This window comes from Streptomyces prunicolor (assembly GCF_045162825.1).
GTDB classification, from domain to species: domain Bacteria; phylum Actinomycetota; class Actinomycetes; order Streptomycetales; family Streptomycetaceae; genus Streptomyces; species Streptomyces prunicolor.
This window is the reverse complement of the sequence record NZ_CP108676.1, coordinates 2993323-3008141: the sequence shown is the minus strand read 5'-3', so window position 1 is coordinate 3008141 and position 14819 is coordinate 2993323. Positions and strand designations below refer to the sequence as shown.

Below are 14819 nucleotides of genomic sequence, written 5' to 3'. Positions count from 1 at the left end.
AACGGAGAAGGAACCCCACATGGCCAACACCAGATCGCTTGCAGGAGCTTGTGCCCTCGCCGCCGCGACGGCCCTCCTGGTGCCCGGCACCGCGCACGCCTCCCCGCCCGGCACCAAGGACGTCACCGCCGTCCTCTTCGAGTGGAACTTCGCCTCGGTCGCCAAGGAGTGCACCAACACGCTCGGCCCCGCCGGTTACGGCTACGTCCAGGTCTCCCCGCCCGCCGAGCACATACAGGGCTCGCAGTGGTGGACGTCGTACCAGCCGGTGAGCTACAAGATCGCCGGGCGGCTCGGCGACGCGACCGCCTTCCAGAACATGATCAACACGTGTCACGCGGCGGGCGTGAAGGTCGTCGTCGACACGGTCATCAACCACATGTCGGCGGGCAGCGGCACCGGCACCGGCGGTTCGTCGTACACGAAGTACAACTACCCCGGCCTGTACTCCTCGTACGACATGGACGACTGCACGTCGACGATCAGCGACTACACGAACCGCGCCAACGTCCAGAACTGCGAACTGGTCGGCCTGGCCGACCTGGACACGGGCGAGGAGTACGTCCGCGCCACCATCGCCGGCTACATGAACACCCTCCTCGGCTACGGCGCCGACGGCTTCCGCATCGACGCGGCCAAGCACATCCCGGCGACCGACCTCGCGAACATCAAGTCCCGCCTGAGCAACCCCTCCGTGTACTGGAAGCAGGAGGTCATCTACGGCTCCGGCGAGGCCGTCCAGCCCACCGAGTACACCGGCAACGGCGACGTCCAGGAGTTCCGCTACGCCTACGACCTCAAGCGGGTCTTCAACAACGAGAACCTCGCCTACCTGAAGAACTACGGCGAGGGCTGGGGCTACATGAGCAGCTCGGTGGCGGCAGTCTTCGTGGACAACCACGACACAGAGCGCAACGGATCGACCCTCAACTACAAGGACGGCGCCAACTACACCCTGGCCAACGTCTTCATGCTCGCCTACCCCTACGGCGCCCCGGACATCAACTCCGGCTACGAGTGGTCCGACACGGACGCCGGGCCGCCCAACGGCGGCTCGGTGACGGCCTGTTGGCAGGACGGCTGGAAGTGCCAGCACGCCTGGCCGGAGATCAAGTCCATGGTCGCCTTCCGCAACGCGACCAGCGGCCAGTCCCTCACCAACTGGTGGGACGACGGCAACGACGCGATCGCGTTCGGCCGCGGCAGCAAGGGCTACGTCGCCATCAACCACGAGTCGTCCTCGCTGACCCAGACGTACCAGACGTCGCTGGCCGCGGGCACGTACTGCAACGTCCAGAACAACACGACGGTGACCGTGAACTCGAGTGGGCAGTTCACGGCCACGCTGGGGTCGAACACGGCGCTGGCGATCTATTCGGGCAAGTCGAGCTGCTGAGCCGGGAGAGGCATTCTCGCGTCCGGCTACGCTGCCGCCATGATGCGTGCGGTGGTGTTCGACGTCGGTGAGTGCCTGGTGGACGAGAGCCGGGAGTACGGCACTTGGGCCGATTGGCTCGGCGTACCCCGGCACACGTTCCACGCGATGTTCGGCGCGGTCATCGCGCAGGGCCGGGACTACCGCGAGGTCTTCCAGGAGTTCCGGCCCGGCTTCGACCTGTACGAGGAGCGCGAGAAGCGGGCCGCCGCAGGCAAGCCGGAGTCCTTCGACGAGGAGGACCTGTACGAGGACGTGCGGCCCGCGCTGGCGCGGTTGCGCGCCGACGGCCTGTGGTTGGGCATCGCGGGCAACCAGACGATCCGCGCCGGGAAGATCCTCCGGGGCCTGTTCACCGAGGATGTCGACCTCATCGGCACGTCGGACGACTGGGGCGCCAGCAAGCCGGACCTTGAGTTCTTCCGACGCGTGGCCGAGGCCGTCCCTTTCGCAGCCGACGAGATCCTCTACGTCGGCGACCGCGTCGACAACGATCTGCGGCCGGCCGTAGCGGCGGGCATGCGCACGGCCCTGGTGCACCGAGGACCGTGGGCGACGATCCAATGGAGGACCGAGGAAGCCGAGAACCTCCCGACGTTCAGAGTCGAGAGCCTCTCGGAACTGCCCGCACTGATCGCGAACTTCAACGACTCAGCGCGCTGACCGTCGTCGACCAGCCGTACAGCCGGTCGTCGAGTTCGCGTACACAACGCTCATGCTGGTGCGGCGCCAGAGTGCGCCGCACCTCGCGCACCCGGTCCATTCCCATCGCGTACCAGGTCCGTTCCAGTTGGTCGAGCGCCCGCAGCGCATAACGGCAGGCCTCGTCCAGGTGCCCGGCCGCTGCCTCGACGGCGGCAAGGTCTCCGAGTACGACGGTCGCCTGCTTCTCCTCACTCGGGTCGAGCGAATCGAGCACCCCGAGGAGGGTTTCCCTGGCCTGGGGCAGATGCCCGGCCTTCAACTGCGTGTTGCCTTTGAAGGCCGCGAGCCGAACAGGGCTGAACCAGTCCAACCAGTCCGGGCTTTGCTGCTCGGAGCCTGCGGCGAGCGTGTCTTCAGCGTGTCCGATGAGGTGCAGTGCCGTGCGGGTGTCGCCGCACCGGGTCTCGCACTCCGCCTCGACCGCGTCCAGCCAAGCGAGCAACTCGGCCGAGGGGGCGCCCCGCCGGGCGTAGGTGCGCGCGGCGACCATCCGCTCGGCTGCCTTGTCCCGCTCGCCCTCCCACGCGGGGATGAAGGCGGTGTGCGCCAGGACGGCCGCGCCGAGCAGCGGCTCGTCGGCCTCGCCTGCGGCCTGGAGCGCGAGCAGCAGGGTGTTCCTGGCCCGGTCGGCGTCACGCATGTCGAAGAACTCGATGCGTCCGGCGAGCAAGTAGGACTCCGCGAGGGCTGCGGCTACGGCCCGCCGGGTCTGGCCTGCGGTTTCGGTGAGCAGGGCACAGCCGAGGGAGCCGTGGGCCTGGGCGGCGGGGTGCAGTGTGGCGGGCGCGACGGACCAGTACAGGCGCCGGTGAGATCGGGTGACGGCCAGGAAGTCCGTTGCGACGGTGGCGGGTTGCATGGTGATGGCCGTCGTAGGGACTGCGGCCAGCCCTACGACGGCGGCCGTGGCCGCGAGAACGGAGCGACGGCCGCGGTCGGGTTGGGCGGTGTTCGACGAGCTGAAGCCCAACGAGTCGAGATCCTGGCCGAGTTCACGCGTGAGGGCCTGCGCCTGGTCCGGCTGAGGTGACGGCGGATTCTCGGACTCCCAGCGCCGCACCTGGCGGACTCCGACCCCGAGGGCGTCGGCGAGGGCCTGTTGCGATCCGAACCCGGCCGCCAGCCGGGCCGCCTTGAGTCGGGTGTTGCCTGCGGGCCGTGGCACTGTGCTGTACCTCCATGTCGAGCGCTGCGGACAGTGTCACCCAAAGTCCTCGATCTGGCTAGCTGTCACCCTGCTAGGTCAACAGAAGTCCCATTCGCGGCAGTTGAAAGACCTCTTCAAGTCCTCGTTATTGGTGTCTGAGAGGGCCAGCCTGGGACACACCTGATCGTTCGCGCTTCGAGGAGCCGCAATGCCGCCCACACGATTGCCGACCGCTGCGGGGTGCACCCTGCAGGACGCGGGCCTGGACTGGGATGTGATCCGGGTACAGCGCCAACTGGGTATCGCCGCCATGGCTGTTCTGGGCGCCCGCTGTGGAGCCGTACTGGAGTACCCGCCGAAGGAGGTCGTCTACTACTTTGTCGCCAGCGGCACTGCTGCGGAGTGGGCGGTCGAAGGCACCCAGGCGATCGGCAAGGGCGGCACCCTCACGATCCCGCCGGTGCGACGCGCGAAGGGACCTGGCCCGCACTGGCGGGCCTGCCCCGAGGGCGGCGACTGGCTCACCGATGCGCACGTCCTCCGATCTGCCCTTGAAGACTGTCTGCCCTCCCGGCGCGGATCGGAGTGGTCGGCGTGAGTGATGCTGCTCAGGGCTTGGCCCCTGGCGTACTTGAGGTCCTGGTGCTGCCGTTGTTCGACGATCTCACCGACGAGCAAGCGCGCGGTGTGACCTGTGTCTGGTGCGGCGAACGGGTGGTCACGGAGACGGCCGTCGACCTCGGTTGGCAGTTGGCCCCTGGGCGTTGGTTTCCTCGCGCATGCCGCAAGTGCGTGGCGGGGCGTGCGCACGAGGGGCTGTTCACACATGGCTCGACGTGTGAGAAGTGCCGGGACGATCCCGCTGCGTGCCTTGTTGGGAGAGGCCTGTACCGCCTGGTCAGGGATTACCGACGGTGAAATTCTGCGGACGCTGCGACACCGTGATTCGGCCCGACGACGAGTACACGGAGCACGACAAACCGTCAGCCTCGGCTGCGGGTACGACGATCTACCTGCACGTGATGGGCTGCAAAAGGGTGCCGACCCGGACGACCCAGGTATCCCTGCGCCACTGAGTCGGCCTGCTGATACCGGTGTTGGACGGCGGCGGCGCGAGGGGGCACGTCGCCGCCGTCCGGCCCGTGGGGGATCAGGAGGTGACGGTGATGTGCTTCGCGAGGGCCGTCACAGAGAGGTCGCCGTGGTCGACCCACTGGGGGAGGGCCAGGGTCTTGTGCTGGGTGGAGGCGGGCGGGGTGATCTCCAGGTAGGCGGCGTGTACCGCGCCCGATGTGCCGGTGTTGGCGTGGGTCCAGGCGACGACGGCCTCGGCGCTCTCGCCGTCCTTGAGGGTGAGGGTCTTCTTGCCGGGGTTGTGCGCGTACCAGGTGTTGCCCCAGGTGGTGTGGGTCGTGAGCTTCTTGTGGGCGGAGTTCTCCAGGCCCAGACCCGGGTAGCCGCGCAGTGCGCAGGTCTTGCCGCTGAGGTTGCGCAACCTGATGACGATGCCCGCGTGGTTCATGCCACCGGCGAGCTGCTGACCGTAGGTCGCCTTGAGCGCGGCGGCGGAGCAGGTCGGGGTGGCCTTCGCGGTGGCCGTAGCACTGGAGGTCGCGGCGTTGGCGGTCCCCGCCCAGCCCGCGAGCGCCAGGCCGACGACGGCACCCAGGCCGATCATCGTGCGCCCGACCTTGCGGTCCGTGCGGCGCCGGTGCTTGGCGGTACCGGCCTGGTCGGTGGCGTTCTGTACTTCGTTCACGGTGATCGTCCCCACTCCTGCTTCGCGGGCCGTGGTCTGCGGCCCGCACCGTCCTTCTGGTGCCGTACACAAGGTTCGATGCGCGGTACGGCGGATTTGTTCGCGGGAGAAGGTAAGAGAATTCTCGTTGATCGATGTCGTCGCGAAGCGATGTCAGTGGACGTGCGGTCGGCACCGCCGTAGCTCGGGAGCCGGTCTGCCGGTGACGAGTTCGTCCGCGACGAGGCGTCCGGTGGTGGGCGCCAGGGTGATGGCGGAGTGCATGACGGCGACGTAGACGGAACGATCGTGTGTCACGTATCCGATGAGGGGCCCGTGCGCGGGCATGGGGCGGCTGCTGGTGCGGTGGCCCACCAGGCGGCATTCGGCGCTTCCTCGGAAGGCCGACTTCAGGTGCCGGAGCGCGTCTTGGGCGGCCTGCTCGCTCCCTCCCGCTGTGCCTTCGGCCCGCGGGACGACCAGCAGGAGGTTGCCGTCCCGTACCTCTCGGACCTCGAAGTCAGGGCTGGCCACGATGGTCTTGACCAGGCCCGGGGGTGCTGTGACCCTCGCGAGGGTGGCTGGGGAGGCGGCGATGGCCAGGTCGGCCGGTAGTCGCTCGCACAGCTGGGGGATGGCGGTTCCGGCCGTGAGGACGACGGTGGTGGCGGGGTGGAGTCCGGTCGGTGTCAGGACTCCCGTGACGTGCCCGTTGGCGATCTGCAAGGAGGTGACCGCGGTGTCGTGGAGCACGGTTGCTCCGTGGGCGTCGGCGGCTTCAACGAGTGCGCGGGCCAAGGCTGTTGGGTCGACGCCCGCGTCGCTCGGGGTGTGGATGGCCTGGTCGGGTGGGTGTCGGAGGTTGGGTTCCAGGGTCGCGATGTCGCTCCGTCCGATACGGAACTGGCCCGGCTCCGGTCGTGAGTCTCCGGCCGGTACGTCGGCCCAGGACAGCGAGCCGGTCCTCCGGACGGTGACCTGGGGCAGCTCGTTCTCCAGACGCCGGTAGTCCGCCAGGACGTGCTCGCGGAGATCTCGTGCGCCGCCGGGCCAGTCGCCGCCCGCGCTGCCGATCCAGGCGAAGGAACCTCCGGTGACCCCGGCGGCCGGTGCCGGTCCTTGTTCGAGGAGAGTGACCGGGACGCCTCGACGGGCCAGGTGGTAGGCCACTGAAGAGCCGACGATTCCGGCACCGACAACGACGACGGCTGACATGAGGTCCCTTTCGACAAAGACAGACGGGCCCTTCCTGGTGGTCGCCAGGAAGGGCCCGTCTGCGTGGGCGGGAGCACCGCCGAACGGGTTCAGCAGTTGCGGAGCGAGTACACCGGGGTCCAGTCTGCGTACGTCTGGCTGGTCGGTGAGGCGTCCGTCCACAGCGTGTTGCCGCTGCTGCCGTAGAAGCTGGAGACGGTGCCGGACGTCTGGTTGTTGATGTAGTACCCGCCGCCATCCCAGTAGTACACGTAGTACCGGTTGCAGGGGTCCTGCTTGAACAGTTCCCAGTTCGCGGTGGTGGGGTCCCAGACCAGCTCGCACAAGTTCAAGTACTCGCACGTGTAGGTCTGGCCGGGGGTGACGTGACCCGCGGTGGACCCGGGCGAGGTGTAGGGCGACGTTGCCGTGGGGCCGAGGTTCTGGACGCCCGCAGGCGCGGAGGGTGCGGTGCGGGTGACGGCCTGGTGGGCGGCCGGTGCGCCGGCGGCCGGTGCGGCCGCGTTCGCGGTACCCCCGATGCCGAGCGCCAGGGCGGCGCATGCGACTGCGGCGGCAGCAAATCTACGTAAGTGGACCATGGTCGGGATCGCTCCCCCGGTTGGCGTGGTCATTGCAGGGTCGCCAGCCAGCATCCCGAGCCGCAAGGACAGGGGTGAAGGCGGCAACCGGCCAGGATCCACCCGTGCTACGCCCACCACCAGGCCCCAGACGCACCCAACACACCGTGTTGCACAGCGCGTTGGGCGACACCCTGCCGGTACCCCGACCTCCGCGCCCGCCCCAGATCGCCTGGATAGCCAGACGACCGTTCAGCCTGTTCAGCTGGTCTCGGCTCGCCCGTTCAGCTGTCGCGCGGCGGTGACAGAAGACGGTCGACGGCGGCCTTCCGGTAGTAGTCCGTGCCGCCGACCGTGATGTGTTTACGCGGGGCGTCCTTCCGGCTCAACAGGGTCCTCACCCGCTCGCGTCGCCGCTCGGCCGTCCCGCCGTGGCCGGCCTGTTCCAGGAGCCCCGCGATGTCGCTGCGGGCGACGAACCCGTGACGGGGCATCAACTCTCCTGCCGCCGCGGCGAGATAGGCCCGTGCGACGGTGTGGGCGACCCCCAGTTCCCAGGCGAGTCGCGTCGTGGTCAGGTCTTCCGGTCCGGCCAGCGCCGCCTCCAGCCGGGCGACGACTGCGGGGATACGTCCGTCCGCGCGCCGCGCCGCGTACCCCGGACGCTCGGTGTCGTACCAGAGGAACCACTCGGCTACGGCTCCCGCGTCCCGCTTGCGCTCCACGGCCGGCGGGAACGGCCTGAGCGGATGGTTCTCGTAGGTCTTCGCCAAGTTGCTGACGGCGCCGGGCGTCACACCGCGTCGCCTCGCGATGTCGGCCCACCCCCACTGCTCGCCGGGGGCATGGCTCAAGCGGTGGGGTTCCGCGGCGAGGCGCGGGCCGGTCCGTAGGACGGTGGTCCCGTCCTTGGGCTCGAAGAGGTTCCGCCGGACCAGGGCCAACGCCGCCTCGCGCTCGATGAGTTGGGTGTTGTGCGGGCCGCTGCGGATGCGGGAGGAATCGAGGGGGTCTTCGGCCAGCCAGTTCCGGACCGTCTTCTCCGCGACTCCGGCCAGCTCCCGCAACTGCCTGCGGGTGAGCCAGGGTTCGCTCAGCGCGGCGAGCCGTTGCTCGAACTGTTCTCGCGTCGTGGTCATCCCCTTCATCGTCCCGCCCGGCCTCAACGGCACCCGCGCGGGGTCCCGTTGAGGCCGGGCAGGCAGCCCGCTACCGCAGCCCCTACTCGTCGTACGGCCGCATGACGGTGAGCATGCTGAACAGGACCGAGTGCATCCGGCTCACGAGTTCGGCGGGGACCTCCGTGGTCCTGGTGTTGCTGCCGTCCCGCTCGGCGATGGTGATGAGGGCGCCGCCGGGGTTGTCCAACTCCTCTTGGTGACGCGGTAGTTGGGCCAGTTCGCCGACCAGCCGGGACAGGGACCTCGCGGTGACCTCCTGCTCGGGTGCCGGTGTGGTCAGCGGGCGGTGGCCGTCGTGGCGCAGGCCCGCCTCGGTGACGTAGCGGGCGACGTGCTTCGCCATCAAGTGGATGTCGGGCCCACCGGTCGCAGCCCCGGCGTCGTGGTCCTGCGAAGCCGAAGCCGACGCCGAAGTCGGATTCGGAGCCGAGTGGTAGACCACCGTAGATCTGTCGCCGGGGCCCCTGTGCCGGACCAGCCAGCCGGTGACCTGCGACAGCTGCGGAGGGAGCGACTCGGGGGCACCGACGATGAGTTGGGTGCCGTCGGCGAGGTAGGCGCAGATCAGATGACAGCCCCCGGTGGTGGTCACGATCGCCGCGTCCAGGCCGTTGCTCCGCAGCGCGTCCAGGACCGGTCCGTACTGCGGCCCGGTCAGCCCGGGGGCGCGGGCGTAGCCGAGGATCGCCCCGACCACGGGCTCAGGGGTGGCCGCCCACTCCAGATAACCGCACTCGTTCGTACGGGTCCCGAGGAAGGTACGGCGCTGCCAGAACAGCCTGGGTTCGCTCCCGCCCCGGCTCGGCCCGAGGATCAACTGGTCCCTGCTGCCGGGCAGGTTGACGACGATCTGGCCGTCGTCGGTCAGGGCGGCGTCCAGCCCCTCCGTTCTCAGGGCCTCCACCAGGTGGGCTAACTCCATCAAAGGCTCCATCGACGGCACCATCGGCGTCTCCATCAGAGGCTTTCCTCTCGCGTTCCCTTGGTTGCCTAGGTAAATCTATTGACCGAGGGCGGTGAACTGGGCGGCCCGGAGCGGATCGTGTCCTACCTGGAGGTGTGTCGCGGGTGACGGCCGTGCCGAGGGGTGAGGCCCGGGTCCGTGTTCCGCGATGTGCAACAGGTACGGCCTGTAGGACGGGTTGCCGGAGTGATCGGTTCCAGACCGTTCCGGTGGGAAACCGTCACGGGCACCGCACCCTTGCTGCGGGCGACTGCCGTGAGTACTGCACGCTTTCCGCAGGCGCCCGGCAACGAAGAAGCTGAAAGTTCTTTCTCCTCCTTTCATGACTCTTGCTGCAACCCTTGCGTCGGCGATACCGTCTCGCCGGGGTCGGACCCGAACTGAGCCGTAATCGCAAGGAGTTCACGCCTGTGATACCGAGATGGCCGGCGCCCCGCACGCGCCGCACCGAGCGACGGAGAAGGATCACGGGCGTCATCGCCGCCGCGCTCCTCGCGGCGTTCGTCCAACCCCTCGCCGCCCACGCCACGACCCCGCCCGCACCCCCGTCGGACGCCAAGCTGGCGGCGACGCCCGCCCGGCACGACGACACCCGCGAGCAGTTCTACTTCGTGATGCCGGACCGGTTCGCCAACGGCGACATCGCCAACGACCAAGGCGGGCTGACCGGTTCACGCTTCAGCACCGGCTACGACCCCACCGACAAGGGCTTCTACCAGGGCGGCGACCTCAAGGGTCTGACGAACAGGCTCGACTACATCAAGGGCCTCGGCACCACCGCCATCTGGATGGCCCCGATCTTCAAGAACCAGCCCGTGCAGGGGACAGGCGCCGATGCCTCGGCCGGCTACCACGGTTACTGGATAACGGACTTCACCCAGGTCGACCCGCACTTCGGCACCAACAAGGACCTCGCGACCCTCATCTCCAAAGCCCACGCCAAGGGCATGAAGGTCTTCTTCGACGTCATCACCAACCACACCGCCGACGTCGTCGACTACGAGGGCAAGTCCTACGACTACCTCTCCAAGGGCGCCTTCCCCTACCTGACCAAGGACGGGCAGCCCTTCGACGACGCCGACTACGCGGACGGCACCAAGACCTTCCCCACCGTCTCCACCTCCTCCTTCCCGAAGACCCCGACCGTCCCCGCCGACAAGGCGAACGTGAAGGTCCCGTCCTGGCTCAACGACCCGACGATGTACCACAACCGGGGCGACTCGACCTACGTCGGCGAGAACGCCACCTACGGCGACTTCTCCGGCCTCGACGACCTGTGGACCGAACGTCCCGAGGTCGTCAGCGGCATGGAGAAGATCTACGAGAAGTGGGTCCGCGACTTCGACATCGACGGCTTCCGCATCGACACCGTGAAACACGTCGACATGGACTTCTGGACCCAGTGGGCCACCGCGCTCGACAACTACGCGGCGCAGCACGGCCGGAAGAACTTCTTCATGTTCGGCGAGGTCTACTCCGCCGACACGTCGGTCACTTCGCCGTACGTCACCCAGGGCCGCCTGGACGCCACGCTCGACTTCCCCTTCCAGGACGCGGCCCGCGCCTACGCCTCGCAGGGCGGCAGCGCGCAGAAGCTCGCGAGCGTCTTCGGCGACGACTACAAGTACACGACCGACAAGGCGAACGCGTACGAGCAGGTCACCTTCCTCGGCAACCATGACATGGGCCGCATCGGCTACTTCCTCGACCAGGACAACCCGAAGGCCACCGACGCCCAACTCCTCGCCAAGGACAAGCTCGCCAACGAGCTGATGTTCCTCAGCCGCGGCAACCCCGTCGTCTACTACGGCGACGAACAGGGCTTCACCGGCTCCGGCGGCGACAAGGACGCCCGCCAGACGATGTTCGCGTCGAAGGTCGCCGACTATCTCGACGACGACGAGATCGGCACCGACCGCACGGCCGCCAGCGACGCATACGACTCAACTGCCCCGCTGTACAAGCAGATTGCCGCGCTCTCGAAGCTGCGCAAGGACAACCCCGCCCTCACCGACGGCGTTCAGACCGAGCGCTACGCGGCCGACGGCGCCGGTGTCTATGCCTTCACCCGCACCGCCAAGAGTGTTGAATACGTCGTCGCCCTCAACAACTCCGACACGGCGAAGACCGTGACCTTCGCGACCGGTTCGCCGGACATGAAGTACCGCGGGATCTACGGCACTTCGGCCACCGCGACCAGCGGCGCCGACAACAAGGTCACCGTCACCGTCCCGGCCGGTGCCGCGATCGTCCTCAAGGCGGCCGGCGCCCTCGCCAAGCCCGTCACCAAGCCCACGATCATCCTCAAGGCCCCGGACGCGGGCGCCACCGGCACCGTCGAGCTGAGCGCCGACATCACCGGCGGCCAGCTCAACCGGGTCGCCTTCGCCGCCCAGACCGGCAACGGCAAGTGGCGGAACCTGGGCTCCGCCGACCACGCCCCGTACAAGGTCACCCAGGCCATCGGGAAGGACGTGGCACCCGGAACAGCCCTGCGCTACAAGGTAGTTGTCGTCGACTCGACCGGGCACACGGCGAGCGCGACGGCCGCCTCCACCACCGGTACCCCGCCCGCCGAGGAGATCCCCACCGCCTCCTCGCGCGACTACGCGATCGTCCACTACAAGCGCACCGACGGCGACTACGACAACTGGGGCCTGTACGCCTGGGGCGACCTCGCCGACGGCGAGGCGACGACCTGGCCGGCCAGCCACCCCTTCGTCGGCCGCGATGCCTACGGCGCCTTCGCCTACGTCAAGTTGAAGCCCGGCGCCTCCAACGTCAGCTTCCTGGTGATCGACAAGGACGGCAACAAGGACGTCACCGCCGACCGTTCGATCGACGTCACGGCGACCGGCGAGGTGTGGATCGAGCAGGGCAAGGAGGCCGTACAGACCCAGCGGCCCGACTACCCGGCGCAGGACACCACCAAGGCCGTCATCCACTACCACCGCGCCGACGGCGACTACACCGGCTGGGGGCTGCACGTCTGGACGGGTGCCGCGAGCCCCACGGACTGGTCGAGCCCGCTCCAGCCGGTGAAGACCGACGCCTATGGCGCTGTCTTCGAGGTGCCGCTCAACTCTGGTGCCACCAGCCTCAGTTACATCCTCCACAAGGGTGACGAGAAGGACCTCTCCGCCGATCAGTCCCTCGACCTCAAGACCAACGGCAACGAGGTCTGGCTCTTGAACGGCCAGGAGAAGTACCTTCTGCCGCAGCCCGCCGGAAGCGCGGCGGCCCTCGACCTGACCACCTCCAAGGCGGTCTGGATCGACCGGAACACGGTCGCCTGGAACGGCTCGGATGCTGCCGCCTCCACCCAACTCCTCTACTCCCACGACGGTTCGATCGCCGTGAAGGACGGCACGCTGACGAGCGACGACGAGCGCTGGCTGCGACTGTCCAAGACCACGCTCACCGACACCCAGAAGGCCAAGTTCCCCTATCTGAAGGACTATTCGGCCTGGTCGGTCGATCCACGTGACCGCGACCGCGTCAAGGAGGCCCTGAACGGGCAACTCGTCGCCTCCCAACGGGCCGTGAACGGCGCGGTGTTGGCGGCCACCGGCGTGCAGATCGCCGGAGTGCTCGACGACGTGTACGGTGCCGCGACCAAGGCCGATCTGGGCCCGACCTTCCACAACGGCCGCCCCACGCTGGCCGTTTGGGCGCCGACCGCGCAGAGCGTGTCCATCGACCTCGACGGCTCGCTGAAGAAGATGAGCCGGAACGCCACTACCGGCGTCTGGTCCGTCACCGGTCCGGCCTCCTGGACGAACAAGCCGTACCGGTACGTCGTGAAGGTATGGGCGCCGACCGTCCAGAAGCTGGTCACCAACGAGGTCACCGACCCCTACTCCGTCGCCCTCACCGCCGACTCCAAGCGCAGCCTCGTCGTCGACCTCGACGCCGAGTCCCTTGCCCCGAGCGGCTGGTCGAGCCTGAGGAAGCCGAAGGCGGTGGCGCTGAAGGACGCGGAGATCCAGGAGCTGCACATCCGGGACTTCTCCGTCGCGGACAAGACCGTCCCGGCGAAGGACCAGGGGACCTATCTCGCCTTCACCGACAAGAACAGCGACGGCTCGAAGCATCTGCGCGAGCTGGCCGAGTCCGGGACGTCGTTCGTGCATCTGCTGCCCGCCTTCGACATCGCGACCATCCCGGAGAAGAAGTCCGAGCAGGCGACCACCGACTGCGATCTCGCCTCCTACGCCGCCGACTCGGAACAGCAGCAGGAGTGCGTGGCGGCCGTCGCCGCGAAGGACGCCTACAACTGGGGTTACGACCCTTACCACTTCACGGTCCCCGAGGGTTCGTACGCGACCGACCCGGACGGCACCGGCCGTACCGTCGAGTTCCGCAAGATGGTCAAGTCGCTGAACGAGCACGGCCTGCGGGTCGTCATGGACGTGGTCTACAACCACACGGCGGCCAGCGGGCAGGCGGACTACTCGGTCCTGGACAAGATCGTGCCCGGCTACTACCAGCGGCTCCTCGCCGACGGCAGCGTGGCCACCTCCACCTGCTGTGCCAACACGGCGACCGAGAACGCCATGATGGGCAAGCTCGTCGTCGACTCCGTGGTCACCTGGGCCAAGGAGTACAAGGTCGACGGCTTCCGCTTCGACCTCATGGGGCACCAGCCGAAGGCCAACATCCTCGCCGTACGCAAGGCACTTGACGCGCTGACCCTCGCGAAGGACGGCGTCGACGGCAAGAAGATCATCATGTACGGCGAGGGCTGGAACTTCGGCGAGATCGCCGACGACGCCCGTTTCGTGCAGGCCACGCAGAAGAACATGGCCGGCACGGGCATCGCGACCTTCTCCGACCGGGCCCGGGACGCGGTACGCGGCGGCAGCCCCTTCGACGAGGACCCGGGCGTCCAGGGCTTCGCGTCCGGGCTCTACACCGACCCCAACTCCTCCACGGCGAACGGCACTTCGGCCGAGCAGAAGGCCCGCCTCCTCCACTACCAGGACCTCATCAAGGTCGGCCTGAGCGGCAACCTCGCGAAGTATCACTTCACCGACACCGACGGGAAGGACGTCACCGGCGCCGAGATCGACTACAACGGCGCCCCCGCCGGATACGCGGACGCGCCCGGCGACGCCCTCGCCTACGTCGACGCGCACGACAACGAGTCGCTGTTCGACGCGCTGACCTACAAGTTGCCCGCCACGACGAGCGCCGCCGACCGGGCCCGGATGCAGGTCCTCGCGATGGCCACCGCCACGCTCTCGCAGGGACCGTCGCTCTCCCAGGCCGGTACCGACCTGTTGCGCTCCAAGTCCCTGGACCGCAACTCGTTCGACAGCGGTGACTGGTTCAACGCGATCCACTGGAACTGCGCGGACGGCAACGGCTTCGGGCGGGGCCTGCCGATGGCCGCCGACAACGCGTCCAAGTGGCCGTACGCGAAAGGCCTGTTGACGTCGGTGAAGGTCGGCTGCGGGCAGATCGACGGGGCCTCCGCCGCGTACCAGGATCTGCTGAGGATCCGTACGACGGAACCCGCCTTCTCCCTCGACACGGCCGGGCAGGTGCAGTCGGAGATGGCCTTCCCGCTGTCCGGAAAGGACGAGACGCCCGGCGTGATCACCATGGAACTCGGTGATCTCGTCGTGGTGTTCAACGCGACGCCCACCGAACAGGACCAGCGGGTCGGGGAGTTGGCCGGGACCGGATACCGGCTGCACCCGGTGCAGGCGGCCGGTGCGGACGCCACCGTGAAGTCGGCCTCGTACACGAAGGTTTCGGGCACCTTCGTCGTTCCGGGACGCACTGTGGCGGTATTCACCCGGACACCCTGAAAGCGCATTACCGTAGAGGGGCAGGCTGCGGACACCGGCCTGCCCCACCGGTGTGTCA

10 protein-coding genes are annotated in these 14819 nt (G+C 68.3%); 4 read left to right on the top strand and 6 right to left on the bottom strand.

Annotated elements, in window-relative coordinates; translation table 11 throughout:
* The first annotated feature begins 19 nt into the window (after window positions 1–19).
* On the top strand, window positions 20–1396 hold the full coding sequence (locus tag OG588_RS13585) for an alpha-amylase family protein (RefSeq protein ID WP_405947493.1): 1377 nt from the start codon (window positions 20–22) through the stop codon (window positions 1394–1396).
* A gap of 39 nt (window positions 1397–1435) precedes the next feature.
* A complete protein-coding gene (locus tag OG588_RS13580; RefSeq protein WP_405947492.1) occupies window positions 1436–2098 on the top strand; it encodes an HAD family hydrolase in 663 nt (220 codons plus the stop codon).
* Here OG588_RS13580 and OG588_RS13575 read toward each other — a convergent pair.
* On the bottom strand, window positions 2079–3305 hold the full coding sequence (locus OG588_RS13575; RefSeq protein ID WP_405947491.1) for a helix-turn-helix transcriptional regulator: 1227 nt from the start codon (window positions 3303–3305) through the stop codon (window positions 2079–2081). The two genes, OG588_RS13580 and OG588_RS13575, sit on opposite strands and share 20 nt — an antisense overlap.
* A 190-nt stretch (window positions 3306–3495) precedes the next feature.
* Here OG588_RS13575 and OG588_RS13570 point away from each other — a divergent pair, with 190 nt between their 5' ends.
* The gene (locus OG588_RS13570; protein WP_405947490.1) at window positions 3496–3885 is read left to right on the top strand and encodes a hypothetical protein; all 390 of its coding nucleotides are present in this window, start codon (window positions 3496–3498) and stop codon (window positions 3883–3885) included.
* 552 nt (window positions 3886–4437) lie between these two features.
* On the opposite strand, the gene OG588_RS13565 is transcribed toward OG588_RS13570, so the two are convergent.
* The 5 genes from OG588_RS13565 to OG588_RS13545 form a co-directional block, all read right to left on the bottom strand.
* The gene (locus tag OG588_RS13565) at window positions 4438–5046 is read right to left on the bottom strand and encodes a DUF4232 domain-containing protein (RefSeq protein WP_405947489.1); all 609 of its coding nucleotides are present in this window, start codon (window positions 5044–5046) and stop codon (window positions 4438–4440) included.
* 153 nt (window positions 5047–5199) lie between these two features.
* On the bottom strand, window positions 5200–6240 hold the full coding sequence (locus tag OG588_RS13560; RefSeq protein WP_405947488.1) for an NAD(P)/FAD-dependent oxidoreductase: 1041 nt from the start codon (window positions 6238–6240) through the stop codon (window positions 5200–5202).
* A gap of 89 nt (window positions 6241–6329) precedes the next feature.
* Window positions 6330–6821, bottom strand: a complete 492-nt coding sequence (locus OG588_RS13555) for a hypothetical protein (RefSeq protein WP_405947487.1) — start codon at window positions 6819–6821, stop codon at window positions 6330–6332.
* Between the two features lie 263 nt (window positions 6822–7084).
* The gene (locus OG588_RS13550; protein WP_405947486.1) at window positions 7085–7939 is read right to left on the bottom strand and encodes a hypothetical protein; all 855 of its coding nucleotides are present in this window, start codon (window positions 7937–7939) and stop codon (window positions 7085–7087) included.
* Between the two features lie 82 nt (window positions 7940–8021).
* On the bottom strand, window positions 8022–8903 hold the full coding sequence (locus OG588_RS13545; protein WP_405947485.1) for a hypothetical protein: 882 nt from the start codon (window positions 8901–8903) through the stop codon (window positions 8022–8024).
* A 452-nt stretch (window positions 8904–9355) separates the two neighbouring features.
* On the opposite strand from OG588_RS13545, the gene pulA reads away from it, so the two are divergent.
* Window positions 9356–14761, top strand: coding sequence for a pullulanase-type alpha-1,6-glucosidase (gene pulA, locus OG588_RS13540; RefSeq protein ID WP_405947484.1), 5406 nt, complete (start codon window positions 9356–9358; stop codon window positions 14759–14761).
* Window positions 14762–14819 lie beyond the last annotated feature (58 nt).

Excerpts from the sequence above, each read along its gene's own strand:
- OG588_RS13585 (WP_405947493.1), top strand. The coding sequence starts at position 20 with ATGGCCAACACCAGATCGCTTGCAGGAGCTTGTGCCCTCGCCGCCGCG.
- OG588_RS13580 (WP_405947492.1), top strand. The coding sequence starts at position 1,436 with ATGATGCGTGCGGTGGTGTTCGACGTCGGTGAGTGCCTGGTGGACGAG.
- OG588_RS13570 (WP_405947490.1), top strand. The coding sequence starts at position 3,496 with ATGCCGCCCACACGATTGCCGACCGCTGCGGGGTGCACCCTGCAGGAC.
- OG588_RS13560 (WP_405947488.1), bottom strand. The coding sequence starts at position 6,240 with ATGTCAGCCGTCGTCGTTGTCGGTGCCGGAATCGTCGGCTCTTCAGTG.
- OG588_RS13555 (WP_405947487.1), bottom strand. The coding sequence starts at position 6,821 with ATGGTCCACTTACGTAGATTTGCTGCCGCCGCAGTCGCATGCGCCGCC.
- OG588_RS13550 (WP_405947486.1), bottom strand. The coding sequence starts at position 7,939 with ATGACCACGACGCGAGAACAGTTCGAGCAACGGCTCGCCGCGCTGAGC.
- OG588_RS13545 (WP_405947485.1), bottom strand. The coding sequence starts at position 8,903 with ATGGAGTTAGCCCACCTGGTGGAGGCCCTGAGAACGGAGGGGCTGGAC.